Consider the following 15810-nt stretch of genomic DNA (forward strand, 5'->3'; position numbering starts at 1 on the left):
GGGATTCATGGGGCGGGCATGGCACGCAAACGCAAGGGGCGCGATATTTCGGGGTGGCTGGTGGTGGACAAGCCCGCCGGCGTCACCTCGACCGCCGTGGTGAACAAGGTGAAATGGGCGCTGCAGGCGCAGAAGGCGGGCCATGCGGGCACGCTCGATCCCGAGGCGACGGGGGTGCTGGCGGTGGCGCTTGGCGAGGCCACGAAAACCGTGCCCTATATCACCGATGCGTTGAAGGCCTATGAGTTCTGCGTGCGTCTCGGGCAGGCCACCAATACGGACGACATCGAAGGCGAGGTGGTGGCGCAGAGCGACGCACGCCCCACCGATGACGAGATCAAGGCGGCGCTCGGGCGTTTTGTCGGAGACATAATGCAGGTGCCGCCGAAATTCTCGGCCGTCAAGATCGACGGGCAGCGCGCCTATGCCCTGGCGCGCGAGGGCGAGGAATTCGAGGTCGCCGCGCGTCCGCTGTGGGTGGAAGAACTGATCATGGCAGGGCGGCCCGATGCCGATCACGTGGTGCTGGAAATGACCTGCGGCAAGGGCGGCTATGTGCGCGCGATCGCACGCGATCTGGGGGAGGTTCTGGGCTGTCATGGTCATGTGGCGTGGTTGCGGCGGATCTGGTCTGGGCCGTTCGAGGCGCAGGATGGGTTGAGCCTGGACGAGATCGACAGGCTGGCGCACGATCCGGCGCTGGACGCATATCTGCGTCCGCTCGAAGAGGGGCTGGCCGATCTGCCGATGGTGACCGCGACCCCCGAGGGCGCGGCGCGGCTGAGGAACGGCAATCCGGGGATGGTGATCGCGCGGGAGGTTGAGTATGGCGAGGAATGCTGGGCCTCCTTTGAGGGGCGCGCGGTGGCGGTGGGGCGCTACAAGGCGGGGGAATTGCATCCCTCGCGGGTTTTCAACACATGACTGTCGGGGCGCCGGATGATCTGCATGATCCGGGTGGCAAGGTGCGGCTGCGCTTGCCTGACGGGGTGATCGGCGGTGCCGGTTATTCGCCTTGCGGACGCTACCGGCAGATGCTCAGCCGAGACTGGACGCCCGAGGGGGCCCATCCGCGCACGGTGCTTTTCGTTGGCATGAACCCGTCGGTGGCCAGTGCCGAGGTGTCCGATCCGACCTGTCACCGCGAGCTTGTCTTTGCCCGCGACTGGGGGTTTACCCGCTACCTCAAGGGTAATGTGCTGGACTGGCGGGCGACCTCGCCCAGGGATCTGCCCGCCGATCCGGCAGAGGCGTGCAGCCCGGCGAATATTCCGGCGCTGGTGGCGATGGCCGGGGAGTCGGAGATGGTCGTGCTGGCCTATGGCAGGCTGCATGCGCGCTACTCTGGCGTGGTGCAGGCGGCGTTGCGGGCGATTGCGGCGACGGGGCGGCCGCTCAGGTGTCTTGGGCTGAACAAGGACGGATCGGCCAAGCATCCGCTCTATCTGCGCAGGGATACGGGTCTGATGGATTTTCCGGGGCTGTGATGCGTGGCCCTGCATGAAAAGGGGCGCTCGTGCGGAGCGCCCCCTGGGTCTGGCGACAGCGGGTGTTATTCCTCGATGCCGAGCGCCACGAATCGCGGCTCGCCGGCGCGGCGCACCAGAAGCAGCAGAGATTTGCGCCCGGCTTCGCGGGCTTCGGCGATTCGGTCGTCGAGATCGCTGATCGCGGCCACCTTCTGCTGACCGGCCTCGGTGATCAGATCGCCTGCGCGCAGTCCTTTCTCATAGGCTTCGGACAGGTTGTCGACATCGGTCACGACCAGTCCGCTTGCGTTGCTGTCCAGTTCGAGCTGCGCGCGCAGTTCGTCGTTGAGCGGGCTGAGCGTCAGGCCGAGCATGGTTTTCTCGGCAGGTTCCTGGCTCTCGCCGCCCGGTTGGGCGACGGGAATGGCGGCCTCGGCATCTTCGCGGCGGCCAAGGGTGATCTTGAGCGTGGTGGTCTTGCCGTCGCGGAACACCAGGACGCGCACCGCCTTGCCGACCTCGGTATTGCCGACCTGACGCACCAGGCTGCGGGTGTCGGCCACATCCTTGCCATCGAAGGACAGGATCACGTCACCGGCCAGCATGCCGGCATCGGCGGCGGGGCCTTCGGGGACGTCGGTCACCAGTGCGCCGGCGGCTTTTTCCAGCCCCATCGCCTCGGCCACGTCATCGGTCACGTCCTGAATACGCACGCCGAGCCAGCCGCGGCGGGTTTCGCCGAATTCCTGTAGCTGATCGACCACGCGCTTGACGACGTTGGAGGCCATCGAGAACCCGATGCCGATCGATCCGCCTGTGGGGCTGAGGATTGCGGTGTTCACGCCCACGACCTCGCCGTCGAGGTTGAAGAGCGGGCCGCCGGAGTTGCCGCGGTTGATCGCGGCGTCGGTCTGGATGTAATCGTCATAGGTGCCCGAAAGGGCGCGGTTGCGCGCCGACACGATCCCGGCGGAGAGCGAAAAGCCCTGGCCCAGCGGGTTGCCCATAGCCAGCACCCAATCGCCGACGCGCGCGGTATCGCTGTCGCCAAAGCTGACGAAGGGCAGCGGTTTGTCGGCCTTGACCTTCAGGAGCGCGATGTCGGTCTTGGGGTCGGTGCCGATCACCTCGGCGGGCAGGGTTTCGCCCGAGAAGAATTCGATCACGATCTCATCGGCGCTTTCGATCACGTGGTTGTTGGTCACGACAAAACCGTCCTCGGAGATGACGAACCCGGAACCGAGTGCCGAGGAGCGGCGCGGGCGATCGCCCTCGCCCTGACGGTTGCGGAACTGTTCAAAGAAGTCCTCGAACGGCGAGCCCTCGGGCACGATGGGCGAGGGTCCGGTGCCCTGGGCCACCACCGTCGAAGTGGTGATGTTCACCACCGCCGGGCTGATCTTTTGCGCCAGATCGGCAAAGCTGTCGGGCCGCGCCTGCGCTGCAATCGCCTGCGCCAGCATCAGCGCCAGAACGAGAGTCATCAGCGCGAGCTGGCGCAGGGGCCTGGTGTCCTTCAGGGTTGTGGAAATTGTTGGGAGTGTCACGCCAATATCTCCTTTGGTCTGTGTCATTCGGCGGCGATGGTTCCGGCCACCCCTTGCCGCTCAATGTAGGGGGTCTGGGCGGGATCGCAAAGTCCGCGACATCGTGTCACGCGCATGTGAACCTTTTGTCGCGGCGAAATCAAGCGCCGAGGGACTTGGCCATCCAGACCAGCGCCAGTCCGATGACGAGCGCGAGCATGCCGGCAATGCGCCGCGCCTCGGGCGGCAGGGCCGCGAGCGCCAGCAGCATCCGGTCGATAAGCGAAGGGGCCAGCGCATAGACCAGCCCCTCGACAATCAGCACCAGCCCAAGGGCCAGAAGCGCGGTTTCGATCATTGCGATGCGGTTCCCGACCGCAGATAATCGAAAAACTCGCTGTCCGGTGTCATCACCATCGAGGAATTACCGCCCTGCAACGCCTTTTCATAGGCTTCCAGCGAGCGGTAGAAGGCAAAGAATTCCGGGTTCGCGCCAAAGGCATTGGCGAAGATGGCGTTGCGTTCGGCATCGGCCTCGCCGCGCACGACCTGGGCCTGCCGCTCGGCATCCGAGAGCGTTTCCGTCACCGTCCGGTCGGCAAGGGCGCGCACGCGCTGCGCGGCTTCGTTACCGCGGGCGATCTCGTCGGCGGCTTCGCGCTCACGTTCGGCGCGCATCCGGGCGAATGTCGCCTCGAGGTTCTGATCGGGCAGGTTGGTCTGCTTGAGACGCACATCGACGACATCGAGACCAAGGCCCTGGGCGCTTTGCTGTGACTGTCGCTGGATGCGGCGCATCAACTCGCGGCGATCCTCCGAAAGGATCGTGTCCGACGTGACCTGATCGGCACCCAGAACCTCTCGGATCTGGGCGTTGAGGATCGACGACAGCCGGTCCTCGGCCACGCGAATCCCGCCCACGCCAACGGCCTGACGGAACTGCACCACGTCACGGATCCGGTAGCGGGCAAAGGCATCGACCACGAGGCGGCGGTCGTCCGAGGGCGTTACCTCGATGGTCTCGGTATCCAGCGACAGGATGCGGTCGTCATAGCGCACGACCTCCTGGATGAAGGGGATCTTGAACGACAGGCCGGGGTTTTCCTTGACGGCCTTGATCTGGCCGAATTGCAGCACCAGCGCCTTTTCGCGTTCATCCACGACAAAGATCGAGGACAGGCCCAGGAACAGGATCACGACCAGAAAGGGAATGATGAATTTTGTCTTGCCCATGGTCTCAGTTCCCCTCGCTGGTCGTGTTGCGGCGCAGTTCGTTCAGCGGCAGGTAGGGTACGACATTGCTGCCGCCCTCGGTGCCGACAACGGAACTGTCCAGAATGGTCTTGTCGATACCGCCCAGAACCCGCTCCATCGTTTCGATATAGAGACGTTTGCGCGTCACATCCGGCGCTTTTGCATATTCCGTCAGAACCGAGGTGAAGCGGCTGGCGTCACCCTGTGCCTCGTTCACCACACGGGCGCGGTAGCCTTCCGAGTCTTCGAGTATCTGTGCTGCCTGACCGCGGGCCTCGGCAAGGACGCGGTTGGCATAGGCATCCGCCTGGCGTTGCAGCCGGTCGCGTTCCTGTTCGGCAGCCTGCACCTCGCGAAAGCTGTCGATAACCTCGAGCGGCGGATCCGCCTTGTCGAGGTTGACCCGGACGATGCGGATGCCGCTGTCGTATTCGTCGAGCGTGGCCTGCACGTTCTGCATCGCGGTATCGGCGATGATGCCACGATCCCGGTTGAGGATCGGCGACAGGTTCGAGGCGGCGATGATCTCGCGCATGACCGACTCTGACACCGCCTGAACGGTCAATTGCGGATCGCGGATGTTGAACAGCACTTTCGCAGGGTCGGAAATGTTCCAAACGACCTGAAAGCCGATGTCCACGATATTGGCATCAGTGGTCAACATCAGCCCCTCTTCGCGGCCGCCGACACGTCTGCCGATGTCTTCCGTGCGTTCCGAGGTCACATTGACCACTTCGGCGGTGACCACCGGCCAGGGGGCAAAATTGAGGCCGGGATTGCCGGTCTTGTAATATTCGCCCAGGAAAAGCTCGACCGATTGTTCCTCGGGTTTGACCGTGTAGAGGCTGGCAAAGACCCAGAGCGCCACGGCGCCAAGCGCCGCAAGGCCGATCGTGCCCTTGCCGAACTGCGGACCTTCGCCGCCGCCGCCCGGCCCGCCGCGATTGCCGCCGCCGCGCCCGCCCATCAGCACGCGCAGCCGGTCCTGCCCCCGGCGCACCAGTTCGTCGATCTCGGGCAACTGAGGTCCGTTTTCGGGGGGGCGCCTGCCGCCGCCGGTGTTGCGGCCACGGTCATCTCCGCCCCCGCCCGAATTGCCGCCGCCCCATGGGCCGCCAGAGTTTCCAGCCATACGTCTCTCTTCCCTTGTTGTTCCGTCCGTGACGGACCTGATCAATACCTGTGCAGTTATGCCGGAAAATCAAGCCGTTCGGACAGGGGTTTTCATTGTTACGATCTCTTCCGACATGGTCGGATGCACCGCGACCGTGCGGTCGAAATCCTCTTTGGTGGCACCCATCCTGACCGCGATGCCGGCCAGTTGGATCATTTCGCCCGCGCCGGGGGCCACGATATGACAGCCCAGCACCTTGCGGGTTTTCCGGCTGACGATCAGCTTCATCAGAGCCCGGTCGGGGCGACCGGCAAAGGCGCTGTGCATCGGGCGAAAGGAGGTGGCATAAACCTCGATCGGTTCCTGCTCGCGGGCGTCCTCCTCGCTCAGCCCGACGGTGCCCATTTCGGGTTGGGTGAAGATCGCGGTCGGGATCAGATCGTGATCGACCGGGGTGGGGTTGCCCTTGAACACGGTTTCGACAAAGGCCATGCCCTCGCGGATCGCAACCGGGGTGAGGTTGACCCGGTCGGTCACATCTCCGATGGCGTAGACGGACGGCACGCCGGTCTGGCTGTAGCTGTCCACCACGATCTCGCCCCTGCGGCCCATGACCACGCCCGCCGATTCGAGGCCCATGTCCCCGGTGTTGGGCGCGCGTCCGGTGGCGAACATCACCTGTTCGAATATCGCCTCGCTGCCGTTGGTGGCCTTGACCCGATAGCCGCCGGGGGCCTTTTCCATCGACAGGATATTGGTGCCCAGATGCAGATTGATGCCTGACTGGATCATCTCGTCCGACACAAGGCCGCGCGCCTCATCGTCAAAGCCGCGCAGGATCTGCGCGCCGCGGTAATATTGCGTCACCTGCACGCCGAGGCCGTTGAGGATACAGGCGAATTCGCAGGCGATATAGCCGCCGCCGATGATCAGGATTGATTTGGGCAGCTTTTCGAGATGGAAGATGTCGTTGCTGGTGATGCCATGTTCTGCTCCCGGCAGATCGGGTTTCACGGGGCGCCCGCCGGTGGCGATGAGGATATGCTTGGCGTTCTTGCGTGTGCCGTCCGCCAGTTCCACCGTATGCGGATCCGCCAGCCGCGCGCGGGCATCGAATGTGACGACGCCGTTGTTGCCGAGCACGCCGCGATAGACGTCTTCGAGCCGGTCGAGTTCGGTGTGCAGTTTCGTTCTGAACGCGGCCCAGTCAAAGCCGCCCGCATGCACGGTCCAGCCATAGGCCTGCGCGTCGGCCATCGCGCTGCGATACTCGGAGGCGAATACCATCAGTTTCTTGGGCACGCAGCCGCGGATCACGCAGGTGCCGCCATATCGGTCCTCTTCGGCGAGCGCCACGCGCGCGCCGCCCTGCGCCGCCACCCGCGCCGCGCGCACCCCGCCAGAGCCGCCGCCGATCACAAATAGGTCGTAGTCGAATGTCATGCCTGTTGCTGCCTCAGTCGTTCAGATCGGTGAAGAGATTGTCGGTTTCGATGAAGTCGAGCCGGTCGTTTTCGACCGTGCCTTCGTTGATGTTGCGGGTCTCGACACGCCCGTCGCCATGCCCCACGATCACCACATCGCAGATGTCGAGGAAAAGCCCGTTCTCGACCAGACCCGGAATCTGGTTGAGCGCCATCGACAACCGGTGGGCGTTGCCAATTCGCTGGAGATGCAGATCGAGGATGTAATTGCCCTCGTCGGTCAGGAACGGCCGCCCGCCATTCATTCTGAGCTTCGCGTCGCGGCCCAGGACATCCATGTTGATCAGCAGTTCCTCGAGCAGCGACTTCGTGGTCTGCCAGCCAAAGGGTATGATCTCGACCGGCAGGGGGAAGGCGCCCAGCGTCTCGACCTCCTTGCCGGCGTCGGCGATCACGATCATCTGGTCGCTGGCGGTGGCCACGATCTTTTCCTGCAGCAATGCGCCGCCGCCGCCCTTGATGAGGTTGAGATTGCCGTCGAATTCATCCGCGCCGTCGATGGTCAGGTCGAGCCATTTCGCCTCGTCGAGGCTGATCACCTCGATCCCGACCTCGCGTGCCAGATCGGCGGTGCGTGTCGAGGTCGGCACGCCCTTGATGCGCAGCCCGTCGTCGCGCACCAGTTCGCCCAGGCAGCGCACCATCCAGGCGGCGGTCGAGCCGGTGCCGAGGCCCACGCGCATCCCGTCCTCGACAAAATCCACGGACCGCCGCGCGGCGACGAACTTGGCCTTGTCGATGGGCGACAGTTCTCCGGTCATGACAGCGACTCCCTGCATGGTTGGCAGGGGTTATAAGAGAGTTGTCGGGCGGGTGCGAGGGCGAATTGCCGGAGTCTTGCGCATGCCGGTCCTGCGGATGCGGTCAAGACGTCCGGCGGGGGGCAGCGCCAGCGTTACAGTCTTTTCTGCAAGGAGGCGAACGCCGACCCATCGGCGAGTGTGGCTGACATGGCCGCGATGAAGCCGACCACAAGGGCGATGCCTTTCATTGGCGCACTCTTCTGAAAGCGGGTCAGCGAAGGTAGGCGGGCCAGTACCGGGCGGAACGGTCGTGCCAGTATCGGTATCCGTCACCGTCCCGGTAGAAGGTGTAACAGGTCCTGCGGCCGGTGCCCGAGTTTTTCGTGCACAGCACGCCGTTATTGGCGATCTGCCAGGTGCCCCGCGCGCTCATGCTGCTGTCGTCATACCGATAGGTGCCGTCTTTCGAGAACATGAAGATTCCGACACCCTGCCCCCATTCGCGACCGACGAAGATGTCGCGCACCTGATCCGCCGTCAGGCGGTTGGTGTTGTCGGCTGCGGTGGTCTGACCGGCCATGAGGCTGAGCAGCGCTACGGCGGCCAGCGCCGCGATCATTGATCTGCGCATCGTCATCGTCCGCATCAGAGCGAACCCTTGAGCCGGTCGAGGATTTTCAGGGAGTCCCGCATGGCGTCGGGGTCGTTCTGCTGGTGTGCCTTTTCGTGCATTGCCCGGCCCTCTTCGAACTGTCGTTCAAGGTCGGCCTTCTTGTCTGCGGGCAGCGAGGCGGCGGCCAGCCTGGCCGCGACTTCCGGGTATTCCGCAGTACCCCGGCAGGCGAGCGCACCTGACGCCGTTGCCATCGTAAAGAGAAGCCCGCCCAGGAGAAGAGCGGCGGGTCGCAGGGAATTCCTGTATTTATTGGTCATGGTTGCCTCCGGTTTTCGTAAGGATTGCCGATGCCGTCCGCCCCCGGATACGCGAGGGCAGGCGACCACCGCTTGTGCGAGGGGTCGCCCGGTCATTTTTTATGATCGGTCCACATCGGGTGTCACCGGCAAAGCCGGAAAACTTGGAAAAGCGGAAAACGGTGAGAATATGTGACCATTCTCAATGGCTTGATCGGATATCCCGATCTGGCTAGACAAAAGCAGGAAAGCCGCGCGGGAGGACAACGTGAGGGAGAGTGTTGCTGACTTCGTTGAATGGTGGAGGCTGTTCGATGCGCTATGCACCGAACGCGGCCATGTTGATAACGGCCAGCTCGCCAGCGAATACTGTAATCTTACCAGGAAGCAGGCGAATGGCGCTTATGAAGCCGCGCTCAAGAGCCTGAACAACTGGCGGCAGGGGCTGCACACTCCCAGCCGCCGCAACTTTCGCATCCTGACCTTGTTGCTGCGCGTCGAGGACATGGCCGGGGTGCTGCCGCACTGGAACCTGCTTTATGAAGAGGCCCAGCGGCGCAAGCCGCCCTCTGAGCCGGAGAATGGCGAGCAGCGCGAGTCTCTGAGCGCGGCCCCGATTCAGCCTGCCGGTGCAGGTCTTTCCGTCGGTCGGCAGATCGCGGCGGCGGTTGCGCTTGTGGCGCTGGGGGCTGGCGGAGGCGCAATCGTCACCCTGAACATGGTTCAGCCTCGGGGTGTGGCCGCCGTTGCCGTGGCTGGACCGGGGCCAGACACCGGCGCGCCAATCATCGACATGACCGGCCAGCGCATTCCCTACCGCGAGCATACTGTTGTCAAGACAGGGCAATCCGTGGTGATCCACGGCGAGCGCAGTCTGTGCGGCGAGCAGCCGCCCCCTTGGGAAGCCGTCGCGCACAACCTTCCCTCGCTTGCCATCGGGGTCTGGTCGGACGGAGGTGTCGGCTTTCGCATCAGCAATTCGTGCGGCGGGCCGACGCCGGCAAGGGCCGTGGTGTTCACCGCCACCAGGTCCGGCGAGGAGCAATTTTACCTCTACGCCGATCCGGTCACGATCCGCGTGGAAGAATAGAGCGCCCCCGCACGGGGAGTTGTCGCCGGGGTCAGTTTGATTTCGAGGGGATTGGGGTGAGAGGCTGGACAACGACCCAAGCGAGGCTCGTTACGGCTGCTTCCTTCCGGACCTGACCGGGTTGGCGAGGTGCCTGCCCGCGCCAACCTCTCGGGACGGGATATAGGTCTCTGTGGCGGGATTCGCAAGGGCGTGTGGCGGAGGCTGGCGTTGCGCCGCTGTCACGACCGGCAGCGTCAGGCGCAGGCGGGCAAAGCCCGTGGCGCTGTCGCCGAGGTCGGTGGCGCCGAGTGCCGCGATCTCTTGAGGATAGGCGCGCAGGCCGGGGCCTGTCTCGACCTCGACGGTAGTCGGAGCCATGGGTGCAAAGCGCCATGTGGCGCGAGCGCTTGGTGTGACCGTTCCAAGGCGCGCCACATGATCGGCGACAAGATCGCGGATCGGGCGGGGATTGCCGTGGATGAGCGCGGTTCCGGCCAGCGGGGGAAATGGTCCGCCGCCCCAGGCGCGGTAGCTGTTGGAGGCGATCACGAAGCGGTCGGAACCGGCCACGGGCTGACCGGCGTGGCAAAGGTCGCCGATGCGCCGGGCGGTCGGATGCAAGATCTGGCCGGTGTGGCTGTAGCGTGGCGGTTGCGTCAGGTCGATGCTGTAGCTGAGCCCGTCGATCACGTCGAAATCGTGCCCCGGCACGCCGGGATCGAGGAGCGTCTGACCGGGCGCGCCGGGGGTGATGCGATGAAAGCAGATTGCCGCGCGCTCAAGCCAGTCGCGCAGTTCTGCGCCGGTAACGAGCAGGCCGCAGAGCGTGTTCGGAAAGCCGTAGAGATCGGCGATGTTGCGCAGGCGCAGGGGGCCTGCGGGAATGTCGGTGTAATGCGCGGGCCCGCCGCGACCGCCGGTCCTGAACGGAGCCGAGGCCGACAGGACCGGCAGGCCGGCGTGGGGGGTATCGGCGAGCGCCTCTGTGAGGGCGGCGCGCTGGGCGTCGTTCACAAGCTGCGTCGCCGGGTCGTTGCGCAAAAGCGCGAGGTAGCTGTGCAGAGGGGCAGCACCATGGCCCAGAGGCCGGTTCGTCAGGCGCAGGGTATGGGCGTGGGCGGGTGTGAGCGCGCGGCAGAGGCGCGGGCAGGGTTCTGCCCCGGCGGCGGTCAGCAGGCTGGCGCGATGATCTCTGACCCGCCATTTTCCAGCGGTCCGCGTGAGCGTCAGGTCGAGTTGGCCAAGGTGTGATCCGGCGAAACCCGCCATGAGGCAGGGGGTGCCGTGGAGCGTGGCGCGCGCGTTGTCGGCCCCCGGCGTGGCGGTGTGATCGGCGCCGGGAAAGCGCTTGTGGCTGTGCCCCGCGAGGATCGCGTCGATGCCGGGCAGGCGGGCAAGCGCCCGCGCCGCGTTCTCCATCATCGGGCGATCCGGGCCGGGATCAATGCCGGTATGGGCCATCAGGATCACGATATCGGCCCCTCCGGCACGGATCACCGGCAGCCATGCGCGCGCGGTCTCGACCATGTCGCGGGCGGTCAGGCGGTCGCAGAGATGGGCGTGATCCCATGTCGTGATCTGCGGCGGCAGGAGGCCGAGCAGGCCGATGCGCAGGCTGTGCCAGTGACCGTCGGTATCGCGCATCCGGCGCGGCAGGATCAGGTAGGGGGGCAGCAGGGTCTGATCCTGAACCGGGGTCGCGCCGGGCTGCGTTACCGCATTGGCGCAGGTCAGGGGAAAGCGCGCCTGTCCGAGCGTCTTGCGCAGCCAGTCGAGGCCGAAGTTGAATTCGTGATTGCCAAGGGTCGCTGCGTCATAGCCCATGAGGTTCATCGCGTGCAGCACCGGGTGCCGGCCGCGCCAGCCCCGACCGGGCTGTGCGGTCAGGTCGCTGAGCGGCGTGCCCTGCAGGAAATCGCCGTTGTCGAGCAGCAGGCAGTTCCCAGCCCCCGCCGCGGCGCGGGCCTCAGCCGCGCGCGTCGCAAGCCGTGCCAGCCCATAGGGCCGGTCGCCTGTGTTGGTGTAATAGTCGAAGGGCAGGATATGGCCGTGTACATCCGTGGTCTGGAGCACGCGCAGCCGTATTGTTGCAGGGGGTATCGGCTCGGGGGCGGAGGGATCGGGGAACTCGGTCAATTCTGCAACGTCCGCTGGCCTGGGATATCTGTCCAGGTTGGTTGGAAGAGGTCACCCGATCCACATGCTACTGTCACAGCCGCCTTGCCGCGCGGGCGAAGGTGGCATAGCCGCAGCGGGGGATCAACACACCATAAGTTGTACCGCGCGAATTTTTTGCAGCTTTGTTGTGCTGTGCCCTTGTCTTGTGCGGGCTGCCGGTATGTGTAGAGAAAGAGACGAAACGGGGGCGTGGGATGCGGCAGGCGGAAGAGGTGACATTCGGCGGATCGGGGCTGGACCGGGCGGACGATCTGCGTGGTGACGAGGCGGCGATCGCGGCGGCGGCGGCTGCCGGGCGGGCGCAGGCGCTGGTGCTGTGGCGCGGCAAGCCGCTGGTGGCGGGCGGCACCTTTGACCGGCTGATCCGGCTGGCCCCCGATCATCCGGTGCTGGCGCGCTATCACGTGCCGCCGATCCTGCTGGGGCGCGATGAAAACGGCGATCTCATACTCGCGCATGACATTTCCGCCTGGGTGCCGCCGGGGCTTGAGCCTGATCAACTGGACACGTTTCTGGATGCCTCCGAGCAGGTGCATCCCGATCTGCCGGAGGGCGCTGTCTTTGCCGAGTTGCGCCGGGTGATGACCCATCTGGATGCACGCGACGCGGAACTGGCGGCGACCGCCAAGGCGATTCTGGGCTGGCATGTCACGCATCGCCATTGCGCACGCTGCGGCAAGGAGAGCCGGATGATCCGCGCCGGTTGGCAGCGCAGTTGCAATCACTGCGGCGGCCAGCATTTCCCGCGCACCGATCCGGTGGTGATCATGCTCATCACGCGGGGCAATGCCGTGCTGATGGGGCGCTCTCCGGGCTGGCCCGAGGGGATGTATTCGCTGCTGGCGGGGTTCATCGAGCCGGGCGAGACCGTCGAGGCCGCCGTGCGCCGGGAAGTCTGGGAAGAGGCGGGCATAAGGGTGGGCGAGGTCGATTTCCTGGCCAGTCAGCCCTGGCCGTTTCCGGCATCTCTGATGCTGGGCTGTCGCGGTGCGGCACTGAACACGGAGATCACGATTGATCCGAAGGAGATCGAGGATGCCCGCTGGATGAGCCGCGAGGAGATATTGCAGACCTTCGCCGGGGAGCATCCCGAGATCCTGCCCGCGCGCAAGGGGGCGATCGCGCATTTCCTGCTCAGAATGTGGCTTGCCGATCGTCTGGATTGACGCGACAGTGACCGCGAACGGGACATAGCGAGGCGCAGGGAACATCCTGAAATGCGATTCACCAGCAAGGCGGACATCGAGGCGCCCATCGACCATGTCTTTGCCCGGATTACCGATTTTCAGACCCTTGAGCGGGCGGCGCTGCGTCGGGGGGCGGAGGTCCGGCGCAACGACGAGCGCGCGTCGCCCGGTGTCGGCATGGGCTGGCATGCCAGTTTCATGTTGCGGGGCAAGCGGCGCGAGATTGAAACGGAGCTGACCGAATACAACCCGCCGAGCGGCGTCACCGTCCTGGCCCGTTCGACCTTGCTGAGTGGGCGGATGGATGTCGATCTGGTGGCGTTGTCGCCTGGGCGCACGCGGATGACGGTCGATCTGGCGGTGACGCCAAAGACCCTCGCGGCGCGCCTGATGGTGCAGTCGCTGAAACTGGCGAGGGCCAATCTGGCCAACCGGTTCAGATCGCGGGTGGCGGGGTATGCGGTGGATCTGGAAGAACGGTTCAGGCGCGGCGCCTGAACGGATCAGACCAGGACGCCCCACCACCTGAGCGTATTGCGCAGGTGATTCCGGATTTCGGCAAATGCGCGGTTCGTATCGCGCGCCTCGATCGCGGCGATGATGGCGAGATGTTCGTTCATCGCCGGGACGATGCGGTCCGGCACGAAGGGTCGTGTATTCTGGATGACAGCGATCCGGTCGCGATTTTCGGCGTAGAGCCGTCTGGCGAGCCCTGACCCGAGTCCGGTCGCCAATGCGTCGTGCAGCGAAAGGTCGGTCCGGACCGCGCGGCGGGACAGGTCGGCGGTCAGTTTCGCCTGCGCCTCGTCGCGCAGGCGCTCGTGCTCTTGCCGAAGCGCCGCAATAGGGATTTCGCCGCCCCGTTCGATCAGCAGGCGGGTCCCTTCGCAGTCGAACATCGCGCGCAGTTCCAGACAGTCGCGGGTGGTCTCGGGACCGGCATCCATGATCATGATGCCGCGCTTTGGCAGAACGCTGAGCAATCCGCCCGCCTCGGCGCGTTTCACCGCGTCGCGCACCGCCGCAATTGGCAGGCCCAACTGTTCGACCAGAACCGGCATCGACAGGAACGCGCCGCTGGCCAGCCGCCCGTCGCGCAGCCGGGAAAGCAGCGCCTGATAGGCGCGCTCGGTCAGAAGATCGGGCGCGGTCATCTGTTCCCTGCGTCTTTCAGGAACGTTCCGGGCCATCATCAATCGACAGGCTGACCGCCGGAAAATCGGGCATCTTGCATTTCCTGAAGGTCCTTTCTCAAATCCCGCATTATCAGAATCTGAAATAGCATCTAACATTTTACATACAATAGCAGGAACTCCGGAATTCAGAACCAACACAACCAATATGTCCGGATCGGCAAGATCCGACTCATCAGGGAGAAATTCATGCAAGGTTTGATTATCGAAAAAGACGGTGTGCCGATCCGCAGCCATGGCTCGCAGCCCGGCGATGACACGCTCAGCCCTGTCACCAGAGAAGAAAAATCCTGGGGATGGTTTGCCATCTTCAACGTCTGGGCGAACGACATTCAGTCGCTGTTTGGCTATTCGCTGGTTGCGTCGCTGTTCATTTCCTATGGCGTCAGCGGCTGGACAGCCTTTGCCGCGCTGATCGTCGCGGGTCTGTTCGTCATGGTGCTGGTCAACCTGTCGGGTGCCGCCGGTGAGCGCTATGGCATACCCTATCCCGTGCTTGCGCGGGCCAGCATGGGCACGGCGGGCGCAAGGCTGCCCGCCGTGTTGCGCGCGACGGTGGCGGTGTTCTGGTACGGGGTGCAGGTCTATTTCGCCTCGACCGCGCTGTCGCTTCTGATCCGGTCGGTGACGGGCGCCACGGGCGGGGCCGAGGTGCTGGGTCTGACGGGGATCGACTGGCTGTCCTTTGTTCTGGTGTGGGTCTTTCACATCGTCATCTTCTGGCGCGGCATGAGCTGGGTCGAGACGTTTCTGAACATCGCGGGGCCGTTCGTCTATGTGGTGATGATCGGTCTCGTTGCCGTGCTCTGGGTCAAGTCCGAGGGTCAGCTTTTGTCGCAGGCGCGCACGATCTTTGCCAATCCGGAGGGCACATGGTCTACTGAAATCGCGGGCTTTGTTGCGATCATCGGCACGATGGTGGCCTATTTCGCCGCTGTCATGATCAATTTCAGCGACTTTTCCCGCTATGCGCGGGACAAGAAGGCGATGATACGCGGCAACCTTGCGGGTCTGCCGTTCAACATGATCCTGTTCTCGGCGCTGGCGCTTCTGACGACGGCGGGGGCGGCGGTGGTCTATGGCGAGGCGATCATCAACCCGACCGAGATCGTCGCGCGGACCGACAGCGTGCTGCTGGGCGTGATCGCGGCCATCACATTCTTTGCCGCGACGGTAGGCATCAACCTGGTGGCCAATTTCATTCCGGCCGTGAACGGCATTGCCAACCTTGCGCCGTCCAAGATCGGGTTTCGCAAGGCAGGGCTGATCACGTCGTTCTTTGCGCTGATCATCGGTGGACTGTGGACCAGCTTTATCAGCCAGTTCGGTATCAGCGGATTTGTGAACACGCTGGGCGCGACGCTGGCCCCGCTCTACGGGATCATGATCGCGGATTATTACCTGCTGCGCAAAGAGGTGCTGAACCGGGACGATCTCTACAACATGCAGGGCGGCACCTATCACTATCGCAACGGCTGGAACGACAATGCGCTGGTGGCGTTCGGCATCGCGGCGGTGTTCTCGGTCGCGACGGTCTGGGTGCCGGCCCTGAGCCAGCTGTCGGGCTATGCCTGGGTGATCGGCGCGGTGCTGGGGGGGGTGATCTATTTCCAGCGGTGCAGGCAGTCCCACGTCGTATGACCGCCCGCGAAACGGCATGACCAGAAACGCAGAACCC

Annotated in this window: 15 protein-coding genes, 1 other RNA gene and 1 pseudogene; 6 read left to right on the forward strand and 11 right to left on the reverse strand. The window is 64.6% G+C overall.

Annotated elements, in window-relative coordinates; translation table 11 throughout:
• The first annotated feature begins 18 nt into the window (after nt 1-18).
• The gene (truB, locus tag BSG08_RS11010) at nt 19-924 is read left to right on the forward strand and encodes a tRNA pseudouridine(55) synthase TruB (RefSeq protein WP_093036525.1); all 906 of its coding nucleotides are present in this window, start codon (nt 19-21) and stop codon (nt 922-924) included.
• Nucleotides 921-1487 carry a DUF1643 domain-containing protein gene (locus tag BSG08_RS11015; protein ID WP_093036528.1) on the forward strand — a complete coding sequence of 189 codons (567 nt, stop codon included), beginning with the start codon at nt 921-923 and terminating at the stop codon, nt 1485-1487. Before truB ends, BSG08_RS11015 begins: the two co-directional genes overlap by 4 nt.
• 65 nt (nt 1488-1552) lie before the next feature.
• On the opposite strand, the gene BSG08_RS11020 is transcribed toward BSG08_RS11015, so the two are convergent.
• The 8 genes from BSG08_RS11020 to BSG08_RS11055 all read right to left on the reverse strand — a co-directional run bounded on the left by BSG08_RS11020 (nt 1553) and on the right by BSG08_RS11055 (nt 8523).
• Nucleotides 1553-2953: a Do family serine endopeptidase gene (locus tag BSG08_RS11020; protein WP_093036812.1), complete on the reverse strand. Its 1401-nt coding sequence runs from the start codon at nt 2951-2953 to the stop codon at nt 1553-1555.
• Nucleotides 2954-3155: 202 nt separating this feature from the next.
• Nucleotides 3156-3353 carry a DUF2065 domain-containing protein gene (locus BSG08_RS11025; RefSeq protein ID WP_175544761.1) on the reverse strand — a complete coding sequence of 66 codons (198 nt, stop codon included), beginning with the start codon at nt 3351-3353 and terminating at the stop codon, nt 3156-3158.
• Nucleotides 3350-4228: a protease modulator HflC gene (hflC, locus tag BSG08_RS11030; RefSeq protein WP_093036531.1), complete on the reverse strand. Its 879-nt coding sequence runs from the start codon at nt 4226-4228 to the stop codon at nt 3350-3352. The genes BSG08_RS11025 and hflC overlap by 4 nt, the downstream gene beginning before the upstream one ends.
• Nucleotides 4229-4232: 4 nt before the next feature.
• Entirely contained in the window at nt 4233-5381 is a 1149-nt protein-coding gene (gene hflK / locus BSG08_RS11035) for an FtsH protease activity modulator HflK (RefSeq protein ID WP_093036534.1), read from the reverse strand.
• Between the two features lie 69 nt (nt 5382-5450).
• Entirely contained in the window at nt 5451-6806 is a 1356-nt protein-coding gene (gene gor, locus BSG08_RS11040) for a glutathione-disulfide reductase (protein ID WP_093036537.1), read from the reverse strand.
• A gap of 13 nt (nt 6807-6819) precedes the next feature.
• Nucleotides 6820-7608, reverse strand: coding sequence for a ribose-5-phosphate isomerase RpiA (gene rpiA / locus BSG08_RS11045; RefSeq protein WP_093036540.1), 789 nt, complete (start codon nt 7606-7608; stop codon nt 6820-6822).
• Between the two features lie 253 nt (nt 7609-7861).
• Nucleotides 7862-8236, reverse strand: coding sequence for a DUF995 domain-containing protein (locus BSG08_RS11050; protein ID WP_093036543.1), 375 nt, complete (start codon nt 8234-8236; stop codon nt 7862-7864).
• Entirely contained in the window at nt 8236-8523 is a 288-nt protein-coding gene (locus BSG08_RS11055) for a hypothetical protein (RefSeq protein WP_093036546.1), read from the reverse strand. The genes BSG08_RS11050 and BSG08_RS11055 overlap by 1 nt, the downstream gene beginning before the upstream one ends.
• A 247-nt stretch (nt 8524-8770) precedes the next feature.
• Here BSG08_RS11055 and BSG08_RS11060 point away from each other — a divergent pair, with 247 nt between their 5' ends.
• Nucleotides 8771-9592, forward strand: coding sequence for a hypothetical protein (locus tag BSG08_RS11060; RefSeq protein WP_093036549.1), 822 nt, complete (start codon nt 8771-8773; stop codon nt 9590-9592).
• Between the two features lie 55 nt (nt 9593-9647).
• Here the strand turns inward: BSG08_RS11060 and ffs are convergent.
• An RNA gene (ffs, locus tag BSG08_RS11065) (signal recognition particle sRNA small type) lies at nt 9648-9744 on the reverse strand.
• 139 nt (nt 9745-9883) lie between these two features.
• Nucleotides 9884-11647 (reverse strand): annotated as a pseudogene (locus BSG08_RS19910) (bifunctional 2',3'-cyclic-nucleotide 2'-phosphodiesterase/3'-nucleotidase); the annotation flags it as partial.
• 299 nt (nt 11648-11946) lie between these two features.
• Here BSG08_RS19910 and nudC point away from each other — a divergent pair.
• Together nudC and BSG08_RS11080 are read left to right on the forward strand one after the other, a co-directional pair.
• Entirely contained in the window at nt 11947-12918 is a 972-nt protein-coding gene (gene nudC, locus BSG08_RS11075) for an NAD(+) diphosphatase (protein WP_093036552.1), read from the forward strand.
• 51 nt (nt 12919-12969) lie between these two features.
• The gene (locus BSG08_RS11080) at nt 12970-13437 is read left to right on the forward strand and encodes an SRPBCC family protein (RefSeq protein ID WP_093036555.1); all 468 of its coding nucleotides are present in this window, start codon (nt 12970-12972) and stop codon (nt 13435-13437) included.
• 5 nt (nt 13438-13442) lie between these two features.
• Here BSG08_RS11080 and BSG08_RS11085 read toward each other — a convergent pair whose 3' ends face one another.
• Nucleotides 13443-14093 (reverse strand): GntR family transcriptional regulator, encoded by a 651-nt coding sequence (locus BSG08_RS11085; RefSeq protein ID WP_093036558.1) that lies wholly within the window; start codon nt 14091-14093, stop codon nt 13443-13445.
• 228 nt (nt 14094-14321) lie between these two features.
• On the opposite strand from BSG08_RS11085, the gene BSG08_RS11090 reads away from it, so the two are divergent.
• Nucleotides 14322-15773 carry an NCS1 family nucleobase:cation symporter-1 gene (locus tag BSG08_RS11090; RefSeq protein ID WP_093036561.1) on the forward strand — a complete coding sequence of 484 codons (1452 nt, stop codon included), beginning with the start codon at nt 14322-14324 and terminating at the stop codon, nt 15771-15773.
• The last annotated feature ends 37 nt before the right edge of the window (nt 15774-15810 follow it).

This window comes from Roseovarius azorensis (assembly GCF_900109455.1).
Lineage (GTDB): Bacteria > Pseudomonadota > Alphaproteobacteria > Rhodobacterales > Rhodobacteraceae > Roseovarius > Roseovarius azorensis.